A 22635-nucleotide genomic window follows, 5' to 3' on the forward strand; every position below is an offset into this window, starting at 1 on the left:
GCGGCTCCCAGGTTCGTAGCAGGCGTACGGGACGTACCCGCTCATTCTGCCAGGCCGGTCTGCCTGCGGTCAGCTCACCGTGACAATCGGTGCGCCCGCCGACTCACCGTCCCCGGATTCACCGGACTCCTCGGCGATCCGCATTGCTTCTTCGATGAGGGTCTCGACGATCTGGGCTTCGGGAACGGTCTTGATGACCTCGCCCTTGACGAAAATCTGACCGCGGCCGTTACCTGACGCGACGCCGAGGTCGGCTTCCCGGGCCTCACCGGGACCGTTGACGACGCACCCCATCACCGCGACGCGAAGTGGGATCTCCATACCCTCGAGCCCCGCGCTCACCTCATCGGCGAGTTTGTAGACGTCGACCTGCGCGCGACCGCACGACGGGCACGACACGATCTCGAGTTTGCGCGGCCGCAGGTTCAGTGACTGCAGGATCTGATTGCCGACCTTGATCTCCTCGACCGGCGGCGCCGACAACGACACGCGGATGGTGTCGCCGATACCCTCTGCCAGCAAGGCTCCGAACGCAACAGCCGACTTGATCGTCCCCTGGAAGGCCGGCCCGGCCTCGGTCACCCCGAGGTGCAACGGATAATCGCACTGGGCCGCGAGCTGGCGGTACGCCTCGACCATGATCACCGGATCGTTGTGCTTGACCGAGATCTTGATGTCGCCGAACCCGTGCTCTTCGAACAGGCTCGCCTCCCACAACGCGGATTCCACCAGAGCCTCTGGAGTGGCCTTGCCGTATTTCTGCAGTAGCCGGGGATCGAGCGAACCCGCGTTGACGCCGATGCGGATCGGGATACCCGCGTCGCCGGCGGCCTTCGCGACCTCTTTGACCCGGCCGTCGAACTCCTTGATGTTGCCCGGGTTCACGCGTACAGCCGCACAGCCGGCGTCGATCGCCGCGAAGATGTACTTCGGCTGGAAGTGGATGTCGGCGATCACCGGCAACTGGGACTTCTTGGCGATCGCGGGCAGGGCTTCGGCATCCTCCGGGCGTGGGCACGCCACCCGCACGATGTCGCAACCGGCCGCCGTGAGTTCGGCGATCTGCTGCAACGTCGCATTGATGTCATGGGTCTTGGTGGTGGTCATCGACTGCACCGATACGGGATGATCGCTGCCGACAGCGACCGTCCCGACCTGGAGTTGACGGGTCTTGCGCCGGGGTGCGAGCACCGGCGGCGGTGCAGCGGGCATCCCCAGACCGATCGCGGTGGCGTCTGCACTCATCGTGTTCACTTCCTGCTCTTTGGCTGTAACTGGTTCATCGACTGTAAAAGCACCGGCTGGAGCACTAGAAGGCCTTGATGGGGTTCACGATGTCTGCGGTCAAGGTGAGGGCCATGTATCCGCCCATGATCACCAGCACCACGTATGTGATCGGCATCAGTTTCAGGTAGTCGACGGGCGCACCGACACCGAGTCCACGAGACCGGCGCAACATGTTGCGCACCTTCTCGTAGCCCACGATGGCCATGTGCCCACCATCCAAGGGTAATAGCGGCACCAAATTGAAGAGCGCCAGGAAGAAGTTGATGCTGGCCAGCAGGAAGACGAAGAACCACCACAGGCCGTGGTCGGCGGCGTCGCCACCGATCACCGAGGCGCCGTAGACGCTCACCGGGGTGTCGGCGGCGCGCTCACCGCCGGTCACGGAGGTCCAGAGCGCACCGATCTTGGACGGCAGTGACAGGAGCGAGTCCCACGTCCGAACGACCAGGTCACCGGTGAATCCGGCGGCAGCTGGGACGGCGCCTGCGGCAGATGGGTGTTGCCAGCCGTCGTCATAGCCGATGCCCACCATGCCGATCGTCTCGGTCGTGGGCGCACCCTTGTCGTCGACGCCGTTGACGGTCACCTCTTGCGGGGTGAGAGTTACCTCACGCGTCACTCCGTCGCGCTCCACGGCGAGGGTGACGGGATCGGTACCCGCCCGCAGGACCGTGCTCAATTCGGTGGTGCTGGTAATCTTTTCGCCGTTCGCCGCGACCACCGTGTCGCCGGGCTCCAGACCGGCCCGCTGCGCCGGACCTTCGCCCGAGCACGGGGCGAGCTGACCTTTGTTGATCGTGTCACCAACACAGGCCACCGACCCGACCTTGGCCGGGAGCGATTCCGACAGACTCGGGAGCCCCCAGGCCAACGCCATGATGACGATCAGCGCGAAGCCGAGGATCAGGTTCTGCGCGGGACCGGCGGCCAGGACGACGATCCGTTTCCAAGACTTCTGCTTGTACATCGCCCGGGATTCATCCTCGGGCGCCAGTTCATCGTGGGTGGTCATGCCGGCGATGTCGCAGAAACCGCCCAGCGGGAGGGCCTTCACTCCGTACTCGGTCTCCCCCCGTCGGGTGGACCACACCGTCGGTCCGAATCCGACGAAATAACGGCGCACCTTCATCCCGGTGCGCTGGGCAGCCCACATGTGGCCGCATTCGTGCCAGGCGATCGAGGCCAGCAGTCCCAGCGCAAAGAGCACCACGCCCAACGCAAACATCATCGGCCGCACTTACCCTTCTGGTGAACTTCTACGTGGGTGCACCGGCGACGAGTTGCCGGGCGCGCTCTCGCGCCCAGGCGTCGGCCGCCAGAACCTCATCCACCGTACCTGGATCGGCGGTCCACTGATCTGCGGCGGCGAGCACCTCCCCCACGATGTCGACGATCCGAGGAAACGGGATCGCCCCGTCGAAGAAGCCATCGGCGGCGGCCTCGTTGGCGGCGTTGAACACCGCGGTCAGAGAGCCGCCGCGGGCACCCGCCTCCCGAGCGAGGTCGATGGCGGGGAAGACCGCGTTGTCCACCGGTTCGAAGGTCCAGGTACTCGCCTGCGAGAAGTCGCACGCGGCCGATGCCCCGGGGATCCGGTCCGGCCACCCCAGCGCCAGTGCGATCGGGAGTTTCATCGACGGCGGGGACGCCTTCGCGATGGTCGCGCCGTCCACGAAGGTGACCATCGAGTGCACGATCGACTGCCGGTGCACCGTCACGTCGATGCGGTCGTAGGGGACGTCGAACAGCAGGTGCGCCTCGATGACCTCGAGCGCCTTGTTGACCAGGGTGGCGGAGTTCAAGGTGATCATCGGGCCCATCGACCATGTCGGGTGTTTGCCTGCCTGCTCAGGTGTCACATCCTTCAATTGGTCTGCTTCCCAGCCGAAGAAGGGTCCCCCGGACGCAGTCAGCACCAATCGGTCGACCTCGGAGGCGGTGCCGCCGCGCAGGCATTGTGCGATGGCCGAATGCTCTGAGTCCACGGCGACGATCTGGCCGGGCGCCGCTGCCGCGAGCACGAGCGCGCCACCTGCGACCAGGGACTCCTTGTTGGCCAGGGCGAGACGGGCACCGGTCGCCAGCGTGGCCAGTGTCGGCCGAAGGCCCAGCGACCCGACCACGGCGTTGAGGACCACATCGGCGCCGGACTTCTCGATCAGCTCGACCATCGCGTCGGGTCCCGAGGTGATGCCCTCGACTCCGGCTGCCGAGGCGACCTTGTCCGCCGCCGCGGGATCGGCGACCGCGACGGCCGATCCCGGCAGCTTCCATTCTGCGATCTGGCGGGCCAGCAGGTCCACGTTGCCGCCGCCTGCACCGAGGCCGACGACCGAGAAGCGATCACGGTTGGCGGCGATCACCTCGAGCGCCTGCGTACCGATCGATCCGGTGCTGCCGAGTATCAGAACACGAGTGGTCACCGGTCCAGTGTGGTCGATCAGCCTGCATCCGCGCCGGCCGACTCCGGATCCGGTGCGCTCGGCGCCGGACGGTGTTCGATCCAGTGCCGGGCGATGTCGATGCGACGGGTGATCCAGACCTTGTCGTGGGACTGCACATGGTCGAGGAATCGCTCGAGCGCCGCGGTCCGGCCAGGCCGCCCGGCGAGCCGGCAATGCAAGCCGATCGACAGCATCTTGGGCGCGCCTGCCGCTCCTTCGGCGTACAGGACGTCGAAGGCATCACGCAGGTGAGCGAAGAACTGGTCACCGGACGGAAACCCGGCAGGCGAGGAGTACTTCATGTCGTTCGTGTCGAGCGTGTACGGCACCACGAGGTGATCGACGACGTGTTCTGGAGAGGCATCGGGCACCGGCACCGAGGGACCGCCGACCGGTACCTTCACCCAGTACGGGAGGTCGTCGGCGTAACTGTCGGAGTCGTAGACGAAGCCACCGTGCTCGACGACGAGTCCTCGGGTGTTCGGTGAATCGCGACCGGTGTACCAACCCAGGGGCGCACTACCGGTGAGGTCGGTCAGGATCTCGATCGCCTCGGCCATGTGGGCCCGTTCTACCGCCGGGTTGATGAGTTGGTAGTTCAGCCAACGCAATCCGTGTGAGGCGATCTCGTCGCCCCGCTCGATGAAGGCCGCCACCGCCTCGGGGTTGCGGGCCATTGCCTGGGCCACGGCAAAGATCGTCAGCGGCAGTCCACGGCGGTCGAACACCCGGAGCAACCGCCACAGGCCCGCCCGGGATCCGTACTCGTACAACGACTCCATGCTCATGTGCCGATTCGGAAATGCAGCGACACCGGCCATCTCCGACAGGAACGTCTCGCTGCCGCGGTCGCCTTCGAGGACGTTGTTCTCCGAACCCTCTTCGTAATTGAGAACGAACTGGACCGCGATGTTCGCCCCGCCCGGCCACTGCGGATGAGGCGGGGTGCGGCCGTATCCGATCATGTCGCGGGGATACTCGGACGGCGCATATCTCTCGGTCGGCACGGCGTTCATTCTCACACCGTGGGCCTGACCTCGCAGAAGACGCAGTCCGGTTCCCTCACGCGACACTGCCGAACCCATCAGCGGCCACGGGTCACCCGCCGCGATATGCTCTGGACGAGAAAAGTCGGATCGCAACCAGCAGGAGTAGCCGTGGCCAGCACTGAGGTCGAGTACAAGCCCGAGCCCGCAGAAGCGCCTTCGGCCCGATTCGGCTGGCATGGCGAAGGCATGAAGACGTACAAGATCGCCGCATGGGTGTCGGTCGTCGCACTGCTGGGCATGGTCATCGGTAACCACGAGGGCCACGTCGAAGACTTGTACCTCGTCGGGTTTGCCGCGCTGATCGTCTTCCTCCTCGTCCGCGGCGAGGTTCTCAGCCGCGGTAAGTGGAAAAAGAAGAAGTAGCACCACCAACCTCTTCCGAACATGCGAACGGGGCGCACTCCGGCTGCCGTCGCAGCCCCACCGATCGCCTTCGCACTGATGGTGGCCACCGCGTGCGGCACCGGCGGAGTCGGCGCGCCGAGCACCGGCTCGTCGCCGTCGAGCATCACGATGTCCACGTCACCGTCGCCGGTACCGACGAGCGCGAGGGCGCCCGACCCCGCACTGGAGATCAGGGACGCCGATGGTCGCACGCCGCTCGTGGTCGCGACCAAGTCCCGTGACACCGACTCCGCACGAAGGTTGATCCTCGCGGGGGCGGACGTCAACGCGAAAGACAACCTGCAGGACTCGGCATTTCTCTACGCCGGGGCCGAGGGACTGGACGACATTCTCGTCCTGACCCTCGATCACGGTGCGGATGTGAACTCCACCAACCGCTTCGGCGGGACCGCGCTCATCCCCGCGGCCGAGAAGGGCCATCCGACCACGGTCCAGATCCTGATCGACGCGGGTGTACCGCTGGACCACATCAACGACTCCGGATGGACGGCACTGCTAGAAGCTGTCGTCTACGGGGACGGTTCACCGGTCTACCAGGAGATCGTCTCCCGGTTGCTCGCGGCAGGTGCTGATCCCGGCATCCGGGACGCGCAGGGACGAACAGCCCTGCAGATCGCACAGCAACGAGGGCAGGCCGACGTCGCGCGCCTGCTCGGCTGAGGACTACTTCTCCTCCGCCGCCAACTGGCCGCAGGCAGCAGCGATCTCTTGCCCGCGGGTGTCGCGAACCGTGCACGAAACACCTTGGGCGATCACCCTTCTCACGAACTCGCGTTCCGCGGGCTTGGGGCTTGCGTCCCACTTGGATCCCGGGGTCGGGTTGAGCGGGATGAGGTTCACGTGTACCAGCGATCCGAGCGCCTTGCGGAGCTTCTCCCCCAGCAGATCTGCCCGCCACGGCTGATCGTTGATGTCGCGGATCAGCGCGTATTCGATCGACACCCGACGTCCGGTGCTGTCCGCGTAGTAGCGAGCAGCATCCAGCACCTCTTTGACCGACCAGCGGTTGTTGACCGGGACAAGGGTGTCGCGCAGTTCGTCGTCCGGGGTGTGCAGGGAAACTGCCAGGGTGACCGTGAGTCCTTCGTCGGCCATTCGGCGGATCGCGGGCGCCAGACCCACCGTCGACACCGTCACCGAACGCTGGGAGATGCCGAGTCCGTCGGGGGCGGGCGAGGTGATCTTGCGGACGGCGTCGATCACGCGCTTGTAGTTCGCCAACGGCTCGCCCATGCCCATGAACACGACGTTGGAGAGGCGGCCGGGCTCGCCCAGCTCACCATCACGCATCGCCCGCGCGGCAGAGCGCACCTGGTCGACGATCTCCGCCGTGGAGAGGTTCCGATCCAGCCCTCCCTGGCCGGTCGCGCAGAACGGGCACGCCATCCCGCATCCCGCCTGACTCGAGATGCACAGGGTCGCGCGGTCCGGGTAGCGCATGAGCACCGACTCCAGCAGCGTCCCGTCGTGCAGTCGCCACAGGGTCTTGCGGGTGGTGTTGTCGTCGCAGGCGATGTGGCGGATCACGGTCATCAGTTCGGGGAACAGAGCCTGGCCCACCGATTCCCGCATCGCGGCGGGCAGATCCGTCATCTCGGCCGGATCGGCGTTCAACCGGGAGTAGTACTGACGGGCCAATTGGTCGGCGCGAAACTTGGGCAGGCCGAGCTTCGTCACCGCGGCCACGCGGCCCGCGGCGTCCAGATCGGCGAGGTGCTGCGGCGGTTTGCCGCGTTTCGGCGCGTCGAATACCAGCGGCAACGGACCAGTCATCATCAAAGCGTGACGTAGATCGGCCGCAGATGCCAATTCGATCACTGTGATTGTCGTTTCGCCCTACTCGGGCGCACCATAGAGCAATGACGTATCAACCGCCCGAGGGCTACCAGCCGAGCCCCGATTACGACCCCACCAAGACTGATGCGGCATACCCCACAGAGGCGGCCGACTCCGCCCCGCCTGCCGCGGACCACCGCGAGGAGGTGCGCAGACAGGCTCTCGACGACGTCAAGCACACGCGCACGCGTGCAGCCTGGGTCGGTCTGATCGTCGGCGCGCTGGTCACGCTGATCCTGCTGATCTTCATCGTCCAGAATCTGGACAGCCAGAACATCGACCTGTTCTTCTGGACGGTCAACCTGCCGGTGGGCGTGAGTCTGCTGATCGCAGCCATCCTCGGCGCCGTGATCACGGCGATCGTGGGCAGCCTGCGGATGCTGCAGGTGCGACGGGCGGTGAAGAAGGCCCGGCCCTAGCCGCTCGTCAGAGAAGCGCCCCCAGGATCGCCCACACGACGAACGCGCACGGCAGGATGGAGTCGAGACGATCCATGATCCCGCCGTGCCCGGGCAGCAGGGTCCCCATGTCCTTGATCTTCAGGTCGCGCTTGACCTGTGATTCGACCAGATCCCCGAGGGTGGCGCAGATGACGAGGACAGGGCCGAGGACCAGCCCGATCCACCACTGCGCGTCGAGCAGGTACACGACGGTGAGGACTGCGCCGACGATGCCGAAGACCATGGACCCGGCCATGCCTTCCCACGACTTCTTCGGACTGATGGCCGGGACCATCGGGTGTTTGCCGAAGGTCACACCGGCCACGTAACCGCCGACGTCCGAGCAGACCACCACGATCATCAGGGTCAGTACCCGCGCCGATCCGTCGTCCTGCAGCACCATCGACGCCCCGAAGGCCCCCATCAGCGGCAACCAGGCGAGTACCAGGGTCGTCCCTGCAAGATCCTGCAGGTAGTTCTCTGGGGCGGCTTGTAGGCCCTGCGACAACAGCTTCCAGATCATCGACACCAGCACTGTCGCCGCGAGAGCGACCACCGAGCCGGAGACGCCCCATGGCCAGCTGGCCCACATGATGGCTTGGCCGCCGACGAGGATCGGGATCAGTGCGACCTTGATACCGCCGTCGCGGAGACGTTTGGTCACCTCCCAGCTGGCGACGGCGATCGCCACCGCCACCACGCCGAACCAGACCTCGGGGATGAAAACCAAGATGAGGATCAGCGAGACGCCGAGCGTGCCGCCGACCCCGATGGCAGCCGGCAGGTCGCGGCCGGCCCGCGAGGTGGAGCCCTTGGGAGCAGGCGCCGCTGCGCCCCCCGGCCGGTCTGTGTCGGTCACTGTCGTCTGCCTACCCCTTCGCCACTGCCCGGTCGGTCATCGAATGCGATGACCTAGACCTCGAGCAGTTCACCCTCTTTGTGTTTGACCAGTTCATCGATCTGTGTGACGTATGACGCCGTCGTCTTGTCGAGATCCTTCTCGGCGCGTGTCACCTCATCTTCACCGGCCTCGCCGTCTTTTTGGATGCGTTTGAGCTCATCCACCGCCTTACGCCGCACGTTGCGAATCGAGACCTTGGCGTCCTCGCCCTTGGCCTTGACCTGCTTGACCAGGTCGCGCCGACGGTCTTCGGTCAACTGCGGAATCGACACGCGGATGATGTTTCCGTCATTGGTCGGGTTCACGCCCAGGTCAGAGTTACGGATCGCGGTCTCGATCAACCCCAGCGATGACGGCTCGTAAGGCTTGATGACGATCATGCGGGCCTCTGGGGTGTTGATCGACGACACCTGCCCGATCGGCGTCGGGGACCCGTAGTAGTCGATAGTGACCCGGTTGAACATGGCGGGATTGGCACGCCCGGTGCGCACTGAGCCCATGTCGTCGCGCGCGACGACGACGGCCTTCTCCATTTTTTCCTCGGCGTCCAAGAGCGCGTCGTCGATCATGGTGTCCTCCGTTGACTTGTGCGGGTGCGGTCTGGTTGTGCTGGGCGAGATCCGGTCAGGTGCTGACCAGTGTTCCGATCTTCTCACCTGCAACCGCCCGAGCTATGTTGCCCTGCTCGAGGAGATTGAACACCAGCATCGGCATCTGGTTGTCCATGCACAGGCTGAAGGCGGTCGCATCCGCGACCTTGAGACCCTTTTCGAGAACCTCGCGGTGTGTGATCTCGCGATAGAGCGTGGCGTCGGGGTCTGTCCGGGGGTCGGCTGAGTAGACACCGTCGACACCCTTCGCCATCAACACGACCTCGGCCTTGATCTCGAGTGCGCGCTGCGCTGCGGTGGTGTCGGTGGAGAAGTAGGGCATACCTATGCCGGCGCCGAAGATGACGACGCGGCCCTTCTCCAGGTGACGCTGTGCGCGCAACGGAATGTACGGTTCGGCGACCTGCCCCATCGTGATGGCGGTCTGCACGCGGGTGACGATCCCCCGCTTCTCCAGGAAATCTTGGAGCGCAAGCGAGTTCATGACCGTTCCGAGCATGCCCATGTAATCGGACCGGGCCCGCTCCAGGCCACGTTGCTGCAGTTCGGCTCCCCGGAAGAAGTTTCCCCCGCCGTTCACCACCGCGATCTGGACACCCGTGTTGACCACCTCGGCGATCTGATCCGCGACCGTGGACACCACATCGGGGTCGAGGCCGACCTTGCCACCACCGAACATCTCTCCGCCGAGTTTGAGAACGACCCGCTTGAATCCGGTGCGTTCTTGTGCAACGTCGTCGGTCATGTGGCATCCCTTTCGAGGTACGGGCAGCGATCGCGTCAATGCTATCGAGATCAGAGACAGGCTATCGAGGGTCGAAGAGCAGGGGCTGTTCAGCGCAAAAGAACCCCGGCGAATCTGGCGATTCGCACGGGGTTCTTCTCACGAAATTCAGGCCTGTCCGACCTCGAAACGGGTGAACGACACAACTTGTGCCCCCGCCTCGTCGAGTACGGCCTTGACGGTCTTCTTCGATTCCTGGACCGACGCCTGGTCGATCAGGACCACGTCTTTGAAGAATCCGTTGAGACGGCCGTCCACGATCTTGGACAGCGCGGCTTCGGGCTTGCCCTCCTCGCGGGCGGTCTGCTCGGCGATGCGACGCTCGGAAGCGATCACGTCCTCGGGGACCTCGTCGCGGGTGGCGTACTTGGCGCGCAGCGCAGCGACCTGCATTGCGGCGCCACGAGCGGCCTCTGCTGCCTCCGGGGTGTCACCGGTGTACTCCACCAGCACGCCCACGGCGGGCGGCAGATCCGACGCCCGCTTGTGCAGGTACGACGCAACGTTGCCTTCGTGGTAGCTGACCCGGTTCAGGACCAGCTTCTCGCCGATCTTGGCCGAGAGTTCCTGGATCAGCTCGTCGACAGTCTTGTCGCCGACGGTGGCGGCCTTGAGGACGTCCACGTCGGACGTCTTCGCGGCAACCGCGGCGTCGAGGACCTTGGCGGCCAGCGCCTGGAACTCGTCGTTCTTCGCCACGAAGTCGGTCTCTGAGTTGATCTCGATCATCGCGCCGTCTTTGGCGGCGATCAGACCTTCGGCGGTGGACCGCTCGGCACGCTTGCCGACGTCCTTGGCGCCCTTGATCCGCAGCTCTTCGACAGCCTTGTCGAAGTCGCCGTCGTTGTCGGCGAGCGCGTTCTTGCAGTCGAGCATTCCGGAGCCGGTGAGGTCGCGGAGCCGCTTGACGTCAGCGGCGGTGTAGTTCGCCATGGGTGGGCGAGCCTCCTGTCGGATGTGTCTGGATCGGTGAACCAGAAGTGGATCAGGCCTGGGCGGGGGTTTCCGCGTCGGCTGCTGCGGGTGCCTCGGTAGCTGCCGGGGCGTCGGCTGCGGGAGCTTCTGCCGCAGGCGTGGTGGCCTGGGTCAACAGTTCCTGCTCCCACTCGGCGAGGGGCTCACCGGCGGCACCTTCGGGCTTGGTGTCGGCGCCCGTGTTCTGACCTGCCCGTGCCTGCACGCCCTCGGCGACCGCAGACGCGATCACGCGGGTGAGCAGCGCTGCGCTGCGGATGGCATCGTCGTTACCCGGAATCGGGTAGTCGACGACGTCGGGGTCGCAGTTGGTGTCGAGGATGGCGATCACCGGGATGTTCAGCTTGCGTGCCTCACCGACGGCGATGTGCTCTTTGTTGGTGTCGACGATCCACACGGCCGAGGGGACCTTGGACATGTCCCGGATACCACCGAGGGTCCGGTCCAGCTTGGTCATCTCACGCGTGAGCATGAGGATTTCCTTCTTGGTGCGACCTTCGAATCCACCGGTCTGCTCCATGGTCTCGAGTTCCTTGAGACGCTGCAGACGCTTGTGGACGGTGGAGAAGTTGGTGAGCATGCCACCGAGCCAGCGCTGGTTCACGTAGGGCATGCCGACGCGCAGAGCCTCGGAGGCGATGGATTCCTGCGCCTGCTTCTTGGTGCCGACGAAGAGGATGGTGCCACCGTGGGCGACCGTCTCCTTGACGAACTCGTACGCCTGGTCGATGTACGTCAGCGTCTGCTGCAGGTCGATGATGTAGATGCCGTTGCGATCGGTGAAGATGAATCGCTTCATCTTCGGATTCCAACGACGGGTCTGATGCCCGAAATGAGCGCCGCTGTCCAGCAGCTGCTTCATGGTTACGACAGCCATGTACTTCACTTTCATGTGCAGTTGGTCGTCGGCTCCCGGTTGGTCGCCGACCCTGGCACCTGACACGTGTGGAACCCGCAGCGGAGCATTGCCACTGCCCGGGACTGCCCACACGCTGTGTCGTCCGAGGTGAATCGGCAGACCGCAGGCGCGCGAAGTCACTCCCGCCGCAGCGAGAGCGCCACATGAGTCTACGCTCGCGGGCCCCTGAGACGAAATCGCATCCGATGGGCGATCACGACGTGTTGTCAAGGCCCCGGTGCGAACTGTGGACGGCCGCATCATCCATCCCCAATGGTGCACTTGACCTCGACGGATCGGTTCACATCGCCCATCGTCGACGGCATGCGATTCTGGTGGGCTCTCCTGCGCGCGACAGTGCTGTTGACGGTGCTCGCCACCGCGCCGCCCTTCTTGGCAGAGCTGTCCGCGTCGCCCGCACAAGCGGCGCCGCAGGGTTCGACCGACTTCGATTGGCCGTTGGTACCGATCCCGACCGTCGTGAAGGGTTTCGCGCCACCCTCCGAGCGATGGTTGCCCGGTCATCGTGGCGTCGATCTGGCGGCTCCCGCCGGCGCGGTCGTGCGTGCCGCAGGGCAGGGCGTGATCAATTTCGCGGGGACGGTCGGCGGCAAGCCTGTCGTGTCCATCCGACACTCCGACGGGCTGCTGACCACATACGAACCGGTGGCCGCGTCGGTCAGGTCGGGGCAGCCGGTCAGCAGAGGCTCGCCGATCGGGACCCTGGTGACCGGGCATGCGGGCTGCAGCAGCCCATGCCTGCACTGGGGTGCGCGCCGGGGTTCCGGGGCGTCTGCGGTGTACTTCGATCCACTCGCGCTACTCGGTCGGATTCAGGTTCGGCTCAAACCGGTGGCCCCGGAAGACGGGCGGTGAAGAGAAAGACTGAACGGGCGTCAGGCTCGTGGATGCGCCTGATCGTGAACCTTGCGTAGCCGTTCGACGCTGACGTGGGTGTACAGCTGCGTCGTCGCCAAGCTGGCATGCCCGAGCAGCTCCTGCACCACACGGAGATCGGCCCCACCCTCGAGCAGATGAGTGGCCGCGCTGTGCCGTAGTCCGTGCGGGCCGAGATCCGGGGTGCCGGGCAGTGCCCCCAGCACTCGATGGACCACGGTCCGGGCCATCCGCTGATCGAGTCGACCACCTTTCGCCCCCACCAGCAGAGCGTTGCCCGCGGCGGCCTGCGCAAGTGCGGGCCGGCCACTGCGCAACCAGGTATCCAGGGCCGCGGCAGCAGGTGCACCGTAGGGCACGGTCCGCTCCTTGTTGCCTTTACCGATGACACGCAACACATTTCGCGAGGGGTCTATGTCTCCGATGTCGAGACCGCAGAGCTCGCCCACCCGGATACCGGTGGCATACAGCACTTCGACGATCACCCGGTCTCGTTGCGAGAGAGGCGCATCGGGGTCGTGGTCCGGTTCGGACGGCTCCATCGCGGCAGCAGCTTGGCTCGTACTCAGGACACCGGGCAGCGTTCGGTGCGCACGCGGCGCCTGCAGCCGGGTACCGGGGTCGACGGCGAGAATGCCCTCGCGCGTCGCCCATGCCGTGAATCTCTTGGCGGACGAAACCTGCCTGGCGATGGTGGTGCGAGCGGCCCCCCGCTTGCTGTGTGAGGCCAACCATGCGCGCAAGACCGGCAGATCGATCGCGGCCGGTGACAATCCGCGCGCACCGGCAAAGCTCACCAGGGATCGAATGTCACCGAGGTAGGCGCGCACCGTGTGCTCGCTGTGACCACATTCGAGCCGGAGATGGCTCTCATAGTCGTCGATGATCGTTGCACTCACCTGCACAGCCAACCGATCGGGGTGACGGCCCGCAAGCCGCCACACCAGGTCGCGCCCATATTGTGTTGTTCTGGCGAAGCCGACCTGGGCCTTTGCTCGCCAAAACAACACATCATCGCCTCAGGCGGTGATCCCGGCCTTTTCGTCTCGACTGCGCTGACTGGCCTTCCATTCACGGAAGCCCTCTTCCGTGTGTCCACGACGCCAATACCCACTGATCGACGCGTTCGCGGCCCCGACCCCCCGTTCCTTGCGGATGTATCCGCGGAGGTTCTGCATCACCACTTCGGCCTCACCGTGGATGAAGACCTGCACCGAGCCCGGCAGCCATTCCGCGTTGCGGACGGCTGCGACAAGAGGTGCGTTGGCGCCGCCTTGGGCATCACTGACGGCGTCTGAACTGACGCCTCGGTGCAGCCACGTTATCTGCGCGGTGTCCGGCGCGGCGAGTTCGATCTCGTCCTCCGGTCCGGCGACCTCGATGAAGGCCTTCGCGACGGTACCTGCGGGCATCGACTCGAGTGCCGCGGCGAGGGCAGGTAGGCCCGCCTCGTCGGAGGCCAGCAGGTGCCAGTCGACATCGGTCTTGGGTCGGTAGCCACTACCCGGGCCGAAGAACTTGATCACCTCACCGGGCTGGGCATTGGCCGCCCAGGGCCCCGCCACTCCATCGTCGCCGTGTACGACGAAGTCGACGGCGATCTCGCGAGCTGTCCGGTCGACGCTACGCACGGTGTAGGTACGCAGAATCGTGGGTTCGTCCGCACTCAACGTGTCGCGGACTGTTCCCAGACCGGACTTCGCCGCTCGGTCCGCCGCATCGGCGGGAAAGATGAACTTGACGTACATGTCGGTGTCGTCCGACGCCTGGAAGTCGTCGAACCCGGCACCGCCGAGGTACACCCGCACGAGATGTGGGGAGATCTGTTCGGTCCGCTGCACCGTCATGGTGTTTTCTCGCTTGGCCACGCGAAAGTCCTCTCGTCGGCGGCACCTACGGTCGAGCTGCGATCTGCATCGGCTCTGGCCGCCCGGACCCACCGTACCTGAAAATAGGGCACCCTAAGTCGCCCGGAGAGACGCCGACCACCGCTAGCCTCGTGGGCATGCCGACAATCCTCATCACCGGCGCCGCACGCGGCATCGGTCTCGCCATCACCGAGCGCCTGGCGGCGTCGGGCTGGGACGTCATCGCAGGTGTCAGAGATGAACGGGCTGCCGACGAGTTGAGGGCGCCGAACGTCACGCCCGTCATTCTCGACATCACGAACCCCGATCAGGTCGCCGAACTGGATCAGGTGCTGCCGCAGCGACTCGATGCCGTGGTGAACAACGCCGGGATCGTTGTCGGCGGCCCGGTGGAGGCGCTGACCCGGATCAGCTCCGACACCAGCTCGATGTCAATGTGATCGGCCAACATGCGGTCACCCGAGCGGTGTTGCCACGGTTACGGACATCGCAGGGGCGCATCGTCTTCGTCTCGTCGATCAGTGGTCGCGTCGCCACCCCGATGACCGGTGCCTACAACGCCTCGAAGTTCGCTCTGGAAGGCATGGCCGACGCGTTACGGATGGAGTTGGCGCCGTGGAAGATCCGGGTGGTCCTCATCGAGCCCGGACAAACAGACACCGACATCTGGCGCGATGCCGAGACGACCCTCGAGAGCACGGTCGAGAGCATGACGACCGAGCACCGCACCCTGTATGCCAGACAGATCGCCGGCTATCGCAAGTCGATCCCGCTCTCCCAGAAGCTCGCCGTCCCCGCCGACTCGGTGGCGGCATCGGTCGAAACCGCGCTGCGCGCCAAACGACCCCGCGCGCGGTACGTGGTCGGCCGAGCAAACCAGGTACAGGCCGCGCTGGTCGGAGCCATGCCGACCGCTCTCTCCGACAAGGTGATTCGCATCGTGACCGGTGTCCCTCGACGTCCGTGAGGCTCACTGGCGCGGCGCCAGCATCCACCCCGATCCGCCCAATGTGACGAAACCCCGTGCTTCCAGCGCTGCCAGCCCCGAGCGGACAGCGTGCACGTCGAGTCCGGCAGAGAAGGCGACCTCGCCGATGGTCACAGCGCCCTTCGCAGGTATCGCCTCGTAGACCCGGAGCTGCTGGGGATCGAGTTCGTCGGTGCGTTTGCCGGACCCGCCGCGATGAGGAACACCTGCGGCCGCACCGGCCGCGCTTGCCCCATCGGGTTCTGCGAGCCGCACGATGTCGCTCGCGTCGGTGACGAGTTGAGCAAGACCGTCAGCAATCATCCGATGGCAGCCGACGGACGTCGCCGAGGTGACGGGTCCGGGCACCGCTCCCAACGGGGTGCCCAGCTTGCGCGCCCAGGCCGCAGTGTTGGCGGCGCCGCTGCGTCGGCCCGCCTCGACAACTGCAACGACCCGAGACAGGGCCGCCACCAGCCTATTTCGCGTCAAGAAACGATGTTTGGCGGCCGAGGTGCCAGGCGCGTACTCACTGACCACCAGACCCGTACGGCCGATTTCCGCGAGAAGGCGGGCATGTCCGGTGGGATAGTCGCGGTCGATGCCACAGGCGAGGACCGCCACCGTCGTGCCGCCGGCGGCGAGCGCGTTCCGATGTGCGACCCCGTCGATTCCGTACGCCCCGCCCGACAACACAGACCAGCCGTCGACCACCAGGTCCCCGGAGATCGATGCGGTGACATGCTCGCCGTATGCCGAGGCGGCCCGCGACCCGACCATGCCGACCGACCGCGCGACAGCCTCGTCGAGCCGCGCAGGACCACGTACCCACAGAGCGGTGGGTTCCCCGCCCTTCGCCGCCGTGTCCGCATTACCGAGACTCAGCAGTTGCCAACCCGGCCAGTCGTCGTCATCCGGCGTGATCAGCCGACCGCCGATCCGGTCGACAGCGTCGAGGTCCGCGGCGGCGGTGTTGGTCTGCCACCGTGCTTCGGTGGCCTGCAGGACGGCGGCATGCAAAGGAGGTACCGATCTCGTTGCCACCCCTGAGGCGGCCTCCTGCACTCCGACATCCGCGATCAGCGCCGCGATCGCGGCATTCGGTGGTTCGGCGACGGCGGCCAGATAGGCCCAGGCGCGCCGCTGTTGTTCGTCGATCACGTTCTTCCTCTCAGCTGTATCCGCGATCGCGGAACATCAGGGCTTGTGCCACATGGTCTTCGGTGGGTTGATCGGTGCCGGCGAGGTCGCACAGGGTCCAGGCCAGCCGAAGTGCGCGATCGGCACCACGTGCGGTGACCCGACCGTCCCGCAAGAACAGTTCGACAGGTCGCGTGACCGTGGGCGGGAGCCGAAAGTCGCCGCGGCGCAACGCCGAACCCGGTACCTCGGAGTTGGTCTGCCAACCGTGCGCCCTCCAGCGGTCCCGAGCGCGCGCACGGGCGGCGACCACGCGCTCGCGTACCTGTGCGCTCGACTCGGCGGCGCCACCGCTGAGTGCGGCATTTCCGGGAGGATCCATCCTGACTCGGATGTCCACCCGGTCCATGAGCGGTCCGGACAACTTTCCGAGGTAGCGCCGGCGCGCAGAGGGCGAACACACACAGTTGACGTCGTTTGCCGGTGCGCATGGGCATGGGTTCGCTGCCAAGATCAGCTGAAAGCGAGCCGGGAACAGCGCCATCCCGTCACGACGGGCCACCCGAACCTCGCCGTCCTCGAGCGGGGTCCGCAGTGTTTCGAGCACCTTCACCCCGAGCTCGGCGCACTCGTCGAGGAACAGGACGCCGCGGTGCGCCCGCGACACCGCCCCCGGCTTGGCCATCCCGGTACCGCCACCGATCATCGCCGTCACCGTCGTACTGTGATGCGGGGCGATGAACGGCGCCTCGACGATCAACGGATGATCAGCAGGCAAACCACCGGCAATCGAATGAATCGCCGTGACCTCCAACGCCTCCGACTCACTCAGCGGCGGCAGAATCCCCGGCAACCGCCGCGCCAACATCGTCTTCCCGATCCCCGGCGGACCCGTGAGCAACAAATGATGGGCACCCGCCGCCGCGATCTCCATCGCATACCGCGCCTCATCCTGACCCACCACATCACACAGATCAGGACCGGCGACCACCGGCGGACTCGACACCACCGGCCCGACCGTGTCCAGCACCCCCACACCCCGCAACCACTCCAACACCTCCCGCAGATGCGACGCCCCACCCACCTCGATCCCCGAGACCAGCGTCGCCTCCGCCACATTCGCCAACGGCACCACCACATGCGTGAAACCGGCCGCCCGCGCAGCCACCACCGCAGGCAACACACCCCGCACCGGCCGCACCCGACCATCGAGCGCCAATTCACCCACGAACACCGTCTTCTCGAGCAACCCCGACGCAAACCCGCTGTTCGCCGACAACACCGCCAACGCCAAACCCAGATCGAACGTCGACCCCGACTTCGGCAACGTCGCAGGCGACAACGCCAACGTGATCCGCCCCTCCGGCCACTTGTCCGGATCGCTCTCCTCCCCCGAACCCCCCTTGCGCGCCGCCGCGGTATTGGTAATCGCCGCCCGCACCCGATCCTTCGCCTCCTTGAGCGCCGCATCACCCAGACCCACCAGATGCACCCCCGGCAACCCCTGCCCGATCGAAGCCTCGATCTCCACGATCACCCCCTCCACCCCGGTGATCGCCACCGACCGCACCCTGCCCAACTTCATCTCAAAACACCCCACGCAGATGCGAGACCGTCGGCAAAGCACCCCAATTGAGCTGCACCGCAACAACATCAAACCTGATCACCGGCCAATGAACGTCCTGCTCCGACAACCACATCCCCGTCAACCGACGCATCCGCTGATACTTCGCCGGCGTCACAGCCTCGGCCACGTCACCGAACAGCGAACCCGACCGCGTCTTCACCTCCACCACGACCAGATCCCGCCCCTCGGCCGCAATCACATCCAATTCGCCGTACCGACACCGCCAGTTGCGGGCCAACACCACCCACCCCAGCCCATCCAGGAAATCGACAGCAAGATCCTCACCCAACTGCCCCACCTCACGACGCGAACGTCGCGCACCACCTACCCCCGACTGATCCATGAACCAACCATGACCACCCACACCCACACGGCACCCACCACAAACCGCCACCCGCCACCGACCTGTGCACAACCACCAGAACTGTGGACAAAGCCGCCTTGCGGACGCGGAACTCACGACGCGGTGTCAGTGAGCAATCAGCCACCGCGAGGGAGTGCTTTTTAAACGGTCTTTCGACCCGACACCACCCAGGCGAGGTGTACGCGGCGATCTTGATCGGCGTCATCGTGGTGAAAGTTCGCCACAGCCAGGTCGCGAGGACAATTTACGCCGCCGTTGGGCTGAGCTTAGATGCGCGTCGCGACGTGTCTGGTTTGTGGGCCGGCACGGCCGGTGAGGGTGCCACGCTCTGAATGAGTGTGCTCACTGACATCCGCAAGCCGCGGCACCAGGGACGTGCTGTCGGGCTCCATTCCGACAATCCAGCAGATCGGATGCTCTGTCGGACTGGCCTTGATCAGCATCGTGTTCTTCAATCAAGTTGCGGCCCAGTCGCAATCGGCTGTCGACGATGCGGGCGGCACCCTGTCCCGGTCGCTGGAAACGACGGCCGTGGCGCCGGCCCTGAGACCCGCGGTAGTAGGTGAGTTCACCCGTTGCGCGCAGTTGCAGCTGAGTTCACCGCATCCGGAGCAGACGCCACCCGGGTGTGCGGGCGGGGCCTCATCGGTGGCTGCGACCCCGGGAGACATCAGGAGTACCGTCGCCGTCCAGGCGGCGCCAGAGCTCGAGGACGCCGCGCGTCAGGCCGCAGCCCGATCATTCCTCGGAGCACTCACCATTGTGCTGTGGTCGATCGCCGGGGCGGCAGTGGTACTCGCGGGTGTCAGCCTCTTACTCAAGAAACCGGTGACCGCAGGTGCCGAAGCAACCGGTTAATCTCCCAGTACGCCGTCTTCGGGAAGCCGCAGATCCTGTTTTTCCAGCTCTTCGATGTTGACGTCCTTGAAGGTGATGACCCGGACCTGTTTCACGAACCGGGCCGGCCGGTACATGTCCCACACCCAGGCGTCACTCATGCGCACCTCGAAGTAGACCTCGCCGTCTGCGTTGCGAGGCACCATCTCGACGGCATTCGCCAGATAGAACCGGCGCTCGGTCTCGACTACATAGGTGAATTGACCGACGACGTCCTTGTACTCCCGGTACAGGGACAATTCCATCTCGGTTTCGTACTTCTCGAGATCTTCGGCGCTCATCCTCTAAGCCTAACTTGCGTACAGCCCGGTTCAGCGCACGCGCATGCGCACGTTGCGGTACGACATTCGGTGCTGCTCTGAAGGTCCGAGCGCATCGAGGCACCGCATGTGCATCTCCGTGCTGTAACCCTTGTGGATTGCGAACCCGTATCCGGGTAGCTCGTTGTCCATCGCGACCATGATCCGATCGCGGGTGACCTTTGCGACGATGCTCGCCGCCGCAATACAGGCGGCGGCCCCGTCGCCACCGATCACCGGCAGTGAAGGTGCGGTCAGGCCGGGGACGCGAAATCCATCGGACAATACGTAGCCGGGCTGGATTCCCAAACCTGCTACCGCTCTGCGCATTCCCTCGATGTTCGCGACGTGGATGCCGATCCGGTCCACCTCCGCCGCGTCGATGATCACCGCGCTCCACGCCGCTGCGTGACGCGTCACCGATTTGTACAGCTTGTCCCGGGTGGCGGCCGTGAGCTTCTTGGAATCGTTCAGATCGGCCAGGGACGTCAATTGGGTGGGCTTGAGAACGCAGGCGGCCACGACCAGCGGTCCCGCGCAGGCACCGCGACCCGCTTCGTCGACCCCGGCGACAGGTCCGAGCCCGCTGCGATACAGGGCGGCCTCGAAGGTGCGCAGGCCCGCCGCACGTCTGATCGCCACCCTCGGCGGCCAACGCGTTGCCACCAGGGTGCTACTTCTGCGGATTGACGGAGTCGACAGAACCCATCCGCGAGAACGGGTAGATGACGAACCGGACCTTGCCGCGGATGTCGTCGACGGGCACCATGCCGTGCAGTTCATCGTCTTGGTGGTAGCGCGAGTCCGCGGAGTTGCCGCGGTTGTCGCCCATCACCCAGACCTGCCCCGCGGGCACATCCAGCGGACCGAAATCCTCACCGAGACACGAGTTGAGCTCGCCGTTCGTGTCCAGCAGATCTCCGGGGCGCATCGCAGCATTCTGTTCCTGGAGCTTCATGTCGATGTACGGCTCCACCAGCGGCTTACCGTCGACCTTGACCCCGGTGCGGTCGGCGTTGTGGCACTCCACGCGCTGCCCTCCGGTCGCGATGACGCGCTTGACCAGGTTGTTCTCGTCTGGTGGGGCAAACCCGAACCAGGACATCGCGTTCTGGGCACCGCGCACCACGGTGTTGTCCGAACGAGGTGACCGCCACCCGAGATCCCACGATGACGTAGGGGCTTTGAACACCACCACGTCACCGGCCTTGGGCTCGCCGAACCGGTAGACCAACTTGTCGATGACGATGCGATCGTTGGTGCACCCGGCGCATCCGGTCAGCGTCGGTTCCATCGACTCCGACGGGATCACGTACTGCCGACCGACAAAGGTCTGCAGCACCCAGGTCAACAAGAGCACGCAGACGATGATGATTGCCGTCTCGCGGAGTATCGAGCCCTTTTTCTTGGGCTTGCTCTCGTCCTTGTCGCTCAGGCTGCGCCACGGACGGGCGCCCTCGGAATCGGGGTCTCCGTAGGTGTCGTCGCCCGAAGGGCTGGAACTCTCGGGACCGCGGGGGGTGTCTACCACGCCGCAAGCTTAGTGCGTCAGCGCTTTTCTTTGATCTTGGCAGCCTTGCCGCGCAGGTCGCGGAGGTAGTACAGCTTCGCGCGACGCACGTCGCCGCGGGTGACGACCTCGATCTTCGCAAGGTTGGGGCTGTGCACGGGGAACGTACGCTCCACGCCTACACCGAACGACACCTTGCGGACGGTGAACGTCTCACGCACGCCACCACCCTGACGACGGATCACAACGCCCTTGAACACCTGGACGCGTTCTTTCGAACCCTCGATCACCTTCACGTGAACGTTCAGGGTGTCGCCCGCACGGAAGTCGGGGATGTCGTCGCGCAGGGACTTGTTGTCCAAGAAGTCCAGAGTGTTCATGTTGCAGGTTCCAATCTTGCAGTTGGCGTGAGTAGAGGAACCTAGCGGCTTTCGACGTGGCCTCGTGTGCTCACGCGCTACGGCTCGACTGGTTCGTGCTCCGATTCGTGTGGTCTCCGCGACGTCTCAGCCTCCGCGGGCGCGCCGGGCTGCTGACCGTCAAACGGCAACTGGTCAATTGTGCCAGAAGCACCCCCGCCAGGCGAAATCGCCTCGGTCAGCACGAGCCCAGCGGACTCGCCCTTGGCGGGGGCGGGATGGACCTTGGCGTTCAATTCCTCTTCGGCGCCCGACTTGGCGTGCGCGACGTCGGGTTTACCGGCCATGAGGTCTTGCATGAAGATCTTGGCCCGGATGAGTGGCCTGCGCACCCGGCGTTCCCGTCTGACGGCGGCATTCATCTTCTTCGGCCGTTTCGTGTAACGCCAGCGAGCCCATGGTGAGGTCGGACGGGCGAGACGGATGGCCGCGACCACGAGCAGCGGGAAGATGAACAAACCGATGAGACCTGTCCAGATCTTTCCTTTGAGCAGCACGAGCCCGGCCAGCGCCAGGACCACTCCCGAGTAGATCACCGCGGCGGCCGTTGCAGCGACGTCGTTGGTGTCGGCACCCCACCAGTCGAGCGGGTGGTAACCGAGGAGGATCAATCCCATGACCGCCATTGCCACGAACACGGCATCGAGGGAGGCGCGCCCCTCTTCTGCCCAGTAGACATCGCGTAGATAGAAGATCAGCGCGAACTCGTCCAGGACCAGCGCAGCACCGACGCCGAAGAGTGCGGCGAAGATCGACAGCGTCGTCTGAGAGCCGTTGATGGCCAGAGCGATCAGCCCGAGGCCGGACAACATCGTCAGCACGGTGCCGAAGACGACGTGATGGATGTGCAGCCCGCCGGGGGTGACGTTGTTGAACCACCAGCTGACCTCGGCTCGGATCAGCCGCACGCTGATGCGGATCCCCAGGAATCCCAGGATGAAGCCGATGTAGGCCATGAACAGAGGTAGTCGGCCGTTGTCGATGATGTTCTCGGTGAACCAGTGGCCCATGGGGTCA

25 protein-coding genes and 2 pseudogenes are annotated in these 22635 nt (G+C 65.4%); 7 read left to right on the top strand and 20 right to left on the bottom strand.

Annotation, left to right across the window (positions count from 1 at the left end):
* Positions 1-69: 69 nt before the first annotated feature.
* The 4 genes from ispG to puuE are packed head-to-tail and all read right to left on the bottom strand — an operon-like array spanning position 70 to position 4747.
* Positions 70-1254 carry a flavodoxin-dependent (E)-4-hydroxy-3-methylbut-2-enyl-diphosphate synthase gene (gene ispG / locus BH683_RS22955; protein WP_084838588.1) on the bottom strand — a complete coding sequence of 395 codons (1185 nt, stop codon included), beginning with the start codon at positions 1252-1254 and terminating at the stop codon, positions 70-72.
* 55 nt (positions 1255-1309) lie between these two features.
* Positions 1310-2515 carry a M50 family metallopeptidase gene (locus tag BH683_RS22960; protein WP_084838710.1) on the bottom strand — a complete coding sequence of 402 codons (1206 nt, stop codon included), beginning with the start codon at positions 2513-2515 and terminating at the stop codon, positions 1310-1312.
* A 28-nt stretch (positions 2516-2543) separates the two neighbouring features.
* Positions 2544-3710 (bottom strand): 1-deoxy-D-xylulose-5-phosphate reductoisomerase, encoded by a 1167-nt coding sequence (gene dxr, locus BH683_RS22965; RefSeq protein ID WP_084838589.1) that lies wholly within the window; start codon positions 3708-3710, stop codon positions 2544-2546.
* A gap of 17 nt (positions 3711-3727) precedes the next feature.
* A complete protein-coding gene (gene puuE / locus BH683_RS22970) occupies positions 3728-4747 on the bottom strand; it encodes an allantoinase PuuE (protein ID WP_084838711.1) in 1020 nt (339 codons plus the stop codon).
* 141 nt (positions 4748-4888) lie between these two features.
* Between puuE and BH683_RS22975 the strand changes: the two genes are divergently transcribed.
* Together BH683_RS22975 and BH683_RS22980 are read left to right on the top strand one after the other, a co-directional pair.
* On the top strand, positions 4889-5143 hold the full coding sequence (locus BH683_RS22975; RefSeq protein ID WP_084838590.1) for a DUF2631 domain-containing protein: 255 nt from the start codon (positions 4889-4891) through the stop codon (positions 5141-5143).
* Between the two features lie 21 nt (positions 5144-5164).
* On the top strand, positions 5165-5845 hold the full coding sequence (locus BH683_RS22980; protein WP_246833532.1) for an ankyrin repeat domain-containing protein: 681 nt from the start codon (positions 5165-5167) through the stop codon (positions 5843-5845).
* A 3-nt stretch (positions 5846-5848) separates the two neighbouring features.
* Here the strand turns inward: BH683_RS22980 and rlmN are convergent, their stop codons facing one another.
* Positions 5849-6958 carry a 23S rRNA (adenine(2503)-C(2))-methyltransferase RlmN gene (gene rlmN, locus BH683_RS22985; RefSeq protein WP_084838713.1) on the bottom strand — a complete coding sequence of 370 codons (1110 nt, stop codon included), beginning with the start codon at positions 6956-6958 and terminating at the stop codon, positions 5849-5851.
* Between the two features lie 86 nt (positions 6959-7044).
* On the opposite strand from rlmN, the gene BH683_RS22990 reads away from it, so the two are divergent.
* Positions 7045-7440 carry a lipopolysaccharide assembly protein LapA domain-containing protein gene (locus tag BH683_RS22990; protein WP_084838591.1) on the top strand — a complete coding sequence of 132 codons (396 nt, stop codon included), beginning with the start codon at positions 7045-7047 and terminating at the stop codon, positions 7438-7440.
* 7 nt (positions 7441-7447) lie between these two features.
* Here the strand turns inward: BH683_RS22990 and BH683_RS22995 are convergent, their stop codons facing one another.
* The 5 genes from BH683_RS22995 to rpsB form a co-directional block, all read right to left on the bottom strand.
* Complete coding sequence (locus BH683_RS22995) at positions 7448-8320, bottom strand: phosphatidate cytidylyltransferase (protein WP_084838592.1); 873 nt, start codon at positions 8318-8320, stop codon at positions 7448-7450.
* 53 nt (positions 8321-8373) lie between these two features.
* Positions 8374-8931, bottom strand: a complete 558-nt coding sequence (frr, locus tag BH683_RS23000) for a ribosome recycling factor (protein WP_084838593.1) — start codon at positions 8929-8931, stop codon at positions 8374-8376.
* 55 nt (positions 8932-8986) lie between these two features.
* Positions 8987-9718, bottom strand: coding sequence for a UMP kinase (gene pyrH, locus BH683_RS23005; protein WP_084838594.1), 732 nt, complete (start codon positions 9716-9718; stop codon positions 8987-8989).
* 147 nt (positions 9719-9865) lie between these two features.
* Positions 9866-10690 (bottom strand): translation elongation factor Ts, encoded by an 825-nt coding sequence (gene tsf, locus BH683_RS23010; protein ID WP_084838595.1) that lies wholly within the window; start codon positions 10688-10690, stop codon positions 9866-9868.
* 52 nt (positions 10691-10742) lie between these two features.
* Positions 10743-11609 carry a 30S ribosomal protein S2 gene (gene rpsB, locus BH683_RS23015; protein WP_084838714.1) on the bottom strand — a complete coding sequence of 289 codons (867 nt, stop codon included), beginning with the start codon at positions 11607-11609 and terminating at the stop codon, positions 10743-10745.
* Between the two features lie 303 nt (positions 11610-11912).
* Between rpsB and BH683_RS23020 the strand changes: the two genes are divergently transcribed.
* Entirely contained in the window at positions 11913-12506 is a 594-nt protein-coding gene (locus BH683_RS23020) for a M23 family metallopeptidase (protein WP_348639232.1), read from the top strand.
* Positions 12507-12526: 20 nt separating this feature from the next.
* On the opposite strand, the gene BH683_RS23025 is transcribed toward BH683_RS23020, so the two are convergent.
* Both BH683_RS23025 and BH683_RS23030 read right to left on the bottom strand, forming a co-directional pair.
* Positions 12527-13432, bottom strand: a complete 906-nt coding sequence (locus BH683_RS23025) for a tyrosine recombinase XerC (protein WP_246833551.1) — start codon at positions 13430-13432, stop codon at positions 12527-12529.
* 114 nt (positions 13433-13546) lie between these two features.
* Positions 13547-14395, bottom strand: a complete 849-nt coding sequence (locus tag BH683_RS23030; protein ID WP_084838596.1) for a siderophore-interacting protein — start codon at positions 14393-14395, stop codon at positions 13547-13549.
* A 137-nt stretch (positions 14396-14532) separates the two neighbouring features.
* On the opposite strand from BH683_RS23030, the pseudogene BH683_RS23035 reads away from it, so the two are divergent.
* Positions 14533-15362, top strand: a pseudogene (locus tag BH683_RS23035) (SDR family oxidoreductase).
* A gap of 3 nt (positions 15363-15365) precedes the next feature.
* Here the strand turns inward: BH683_RS23035 and dprA are convergent.
* The 3 genes from dprA to BH683_RS23050 are packed head-to-tail and all read right to left on the bottom strand — an operon-like array spanning position 15366 to position 18472.
* Entirely contained in the window at positions 15366-16523 is a 1158-nt protein-coding gene (dprA, locus tag BH683_RS23040; RefSeq protein WP_084838597.1) for a DNA-processing protein DprA, read from the bottom strand.
* Positions 16524-16533: 10 nt separating this feature from the next.
* The gene (locus tag BH683_RS23045) at positions 16534-18087 is read right to left on the bottom strand and encodes a YifB family Mg chelatase-like AAA ATPase (protein WP_084838598.1); all 1554 of its coding nucleotides are present in this window, start codon (positions 18085-18087) and stop codon (positions 16534-16536) included.
* Between the two features lies 1 nt (position 18088).
* Positions 18089-18472 (bottom strand): YraN family protein, encoded by a 384-nt coding sequence (locus BH683_RS23050; RefSeq protein WP_084838717.1) that lies wholly within the window; start codon positions 18470-18472, stop codon positions 18089-18091.
* A gap of 83 nt (positions 18473-18555) precedes the next feature.
* Here BH683_RS23050 and BH683_RS29085 point away from each other — a divergent pair.
* Both BH683_RS29085 and BH683_RS23060 read left to right on the top strand, forming a co-directional pair.
* A pseudogene (locus BH683_RS29085) lies at positions 18556-18822 on the top strand (transposase); the annotation flags it as partial.
* A 7-nt stretch (positions 18823-18829) separates the two neighbouring features.
* Positions 18830-19351, top strand: a complete 522-nt coding sequence (locus tag BH683_RS23060; protein WP_143696117.1) for a hypothetical protein — start codon at positions 18830-18832, stop codon at positions 19349-19351.
* Here BH683_RS23060 and BH683_RS23065 read toward each other — a convergent pair.
* The 5 genes from BH683_RS23065 to BH683_RS23085 form a co-directional block, all read right to left on the bottom strand.
* Complete coding sequence (locus BH683_RS23065) at positions 19348-19671, bottom strand: DUF2469 domain-containing protein (RefSeq protein ID WP_084838601.1); 324 nt, start codon at positions 19669-19671, stop codon at positions 19348-19350. The genes BH683_RS23060 and BH683_RS23065 overlap by 4 nt on opposite strands.
* A 30-nt stretch (positions 19672-19701) precedes the next feature.
* The gene (locus BH683_RS23070; RefSeq protein ID WP_246833533.1) at positions 19702-20355 is read right to left on the bottom strand and encodes a ribonuclease HII; all 654 of its coding nucleotides are present in this window, start codon (positions 20353-20355) and stop codon (positions 19702-19704) included.
* Between the two features lie 7 nt (positions 20356-20362).
* Complete coding sequence (gene lepB, locus BH683_RS23075) at positions 20363-21220, bottom strand: signal peptidase I (protein WP_084838603.1); 858 nt, start codon at positions 21218-21220, stop codon at positions 20363-20365.
* A gap of 17 nt (positions 21221-21237) precedes the next feature.
* Entirely contained in the window at positions 21238-21579 is a 342-nt protein-coding gene (gene rplS / locus BH683_RS23080) for a 50S ribosomal protein L19 (protein WP_084838604.1), read from the bottom strand.
* 77 nt (positions 21580-21656) lie between these two features.
* Positions 21657-22628, bottom strand: coding sequence for a hypothetical protein (locus BH683_RS23085; protein ID WP_084838605.1), 972 nt, complete (start codon positions 22626-22628; stop codon positions 21657-21659).
* Positions 22629-22635: the final 7 nt, after the last annotated feature.

This window comes from Williamsia sp. 1138 (assembly GCF_002095435.2).
In the GTDB taxonomy this organism is placed as follows: domain Bacteria; phylum Actinomycetota; class Actinomycetes; order Mycobacteriales; family Mycobacteriaceae; genus Williamsia.

Bases quoted from the DNA above. Each gene is read 5' to 3' on its own strand.
- rlmN (WP_084838713.1), bottom strand. From the start codon at position 6,958: ATGACTGGTCCGTTGCCGCTGGTATTCGACGCGCCGAAACGCGGCAAA.
- BH683_RS23065 (WP_084838601.1), bottom strand. From the start codon at position 19,671: ATGAGCGCCGAAGATCTCGAGAAGTACGAAACCGAGATGGAATTGTCC.
- puuE (WP_084838711.1), bottom strand. From the start codon at position 4,747: ATGAACGCCGTGCCGACCGAGAGATATGCGCCGTCCGAGTATCCCCGC.
- rplS (WP_084838604.1), bottom strand. From the start codon at position 21,579: ATGAACACTCTGGACTTCTTGGACAACAAGTCCCTGCGCGACGACATC.
- pyrH (WP_084838594.1), bottom strand. From the start codon at position 9,718: ATGACCGACGACGTTGCACAAGAACGCACCGGATTCAAGCGGGTCGTT.
- BH683_RS22960 (WP_084838710.1), bottom strand. From the start codon at position 2,515: ATGATGTTTGCGTTGGGCGTGGTGCTCTTTGCGCTGGGACTGCTGGCC.
- rpsB (WP_084838714.1), bottom strand. From the start codon at position 11,609: ATGGCTGTCGTAACCATGAAGCAGCTGCTGGACAGCGGCGCTCATTTC.
- tsf (WP_084838595.1), bottom strand. From the start codon at position 10,690: ATGGCGAACTACACCGCCGCTGACGTCAAGCGGCTCCGCGACCTCACC.
- BH683_RS22980 (WP_246833532.1), top strand. From the start codon at position 5,165: ATGCGAACGGGGCGCACTCCGGCTGCCGTCGCAGCCCCACCGATCGCC.
- BH683_RS23045 (WP_084838598.1), bottom strand. From the start codon at position 18,087: ATGAAGTTGGGCAGGGTGCGGTCGGTGGCGATCACCGGGGTGGAGGGG.
- BH683_RS23050 (WP_084838717.1), bottom strand. From the start codon at position 18,472: ATGGATCAGTCGGGGGTAGGTGGTGCGCGACGTTCGCGTCGTGAGGTG.
- frr (WP_084838593.1), bottom strand. From the start codon at position 8,931: ATGATCGACGACGCGCTCTTGGACGCCGAGGAAAAAATGGAGAAGGCC.
- BH683_RS22990 (WP_084838591.1), top strand. From the start codon at position 7,045: ATGACGTATCAACCGCCCGAGGGCTACCAGCCGAGCCCCGATTACGAC.
- BH683_RS23085 (WP_084838605.1), bottom strand. From the start codon at position 22,628: ATGGGCCACTGGTTCACCGAGAACATCATCGACAACGGCCGACTACCT.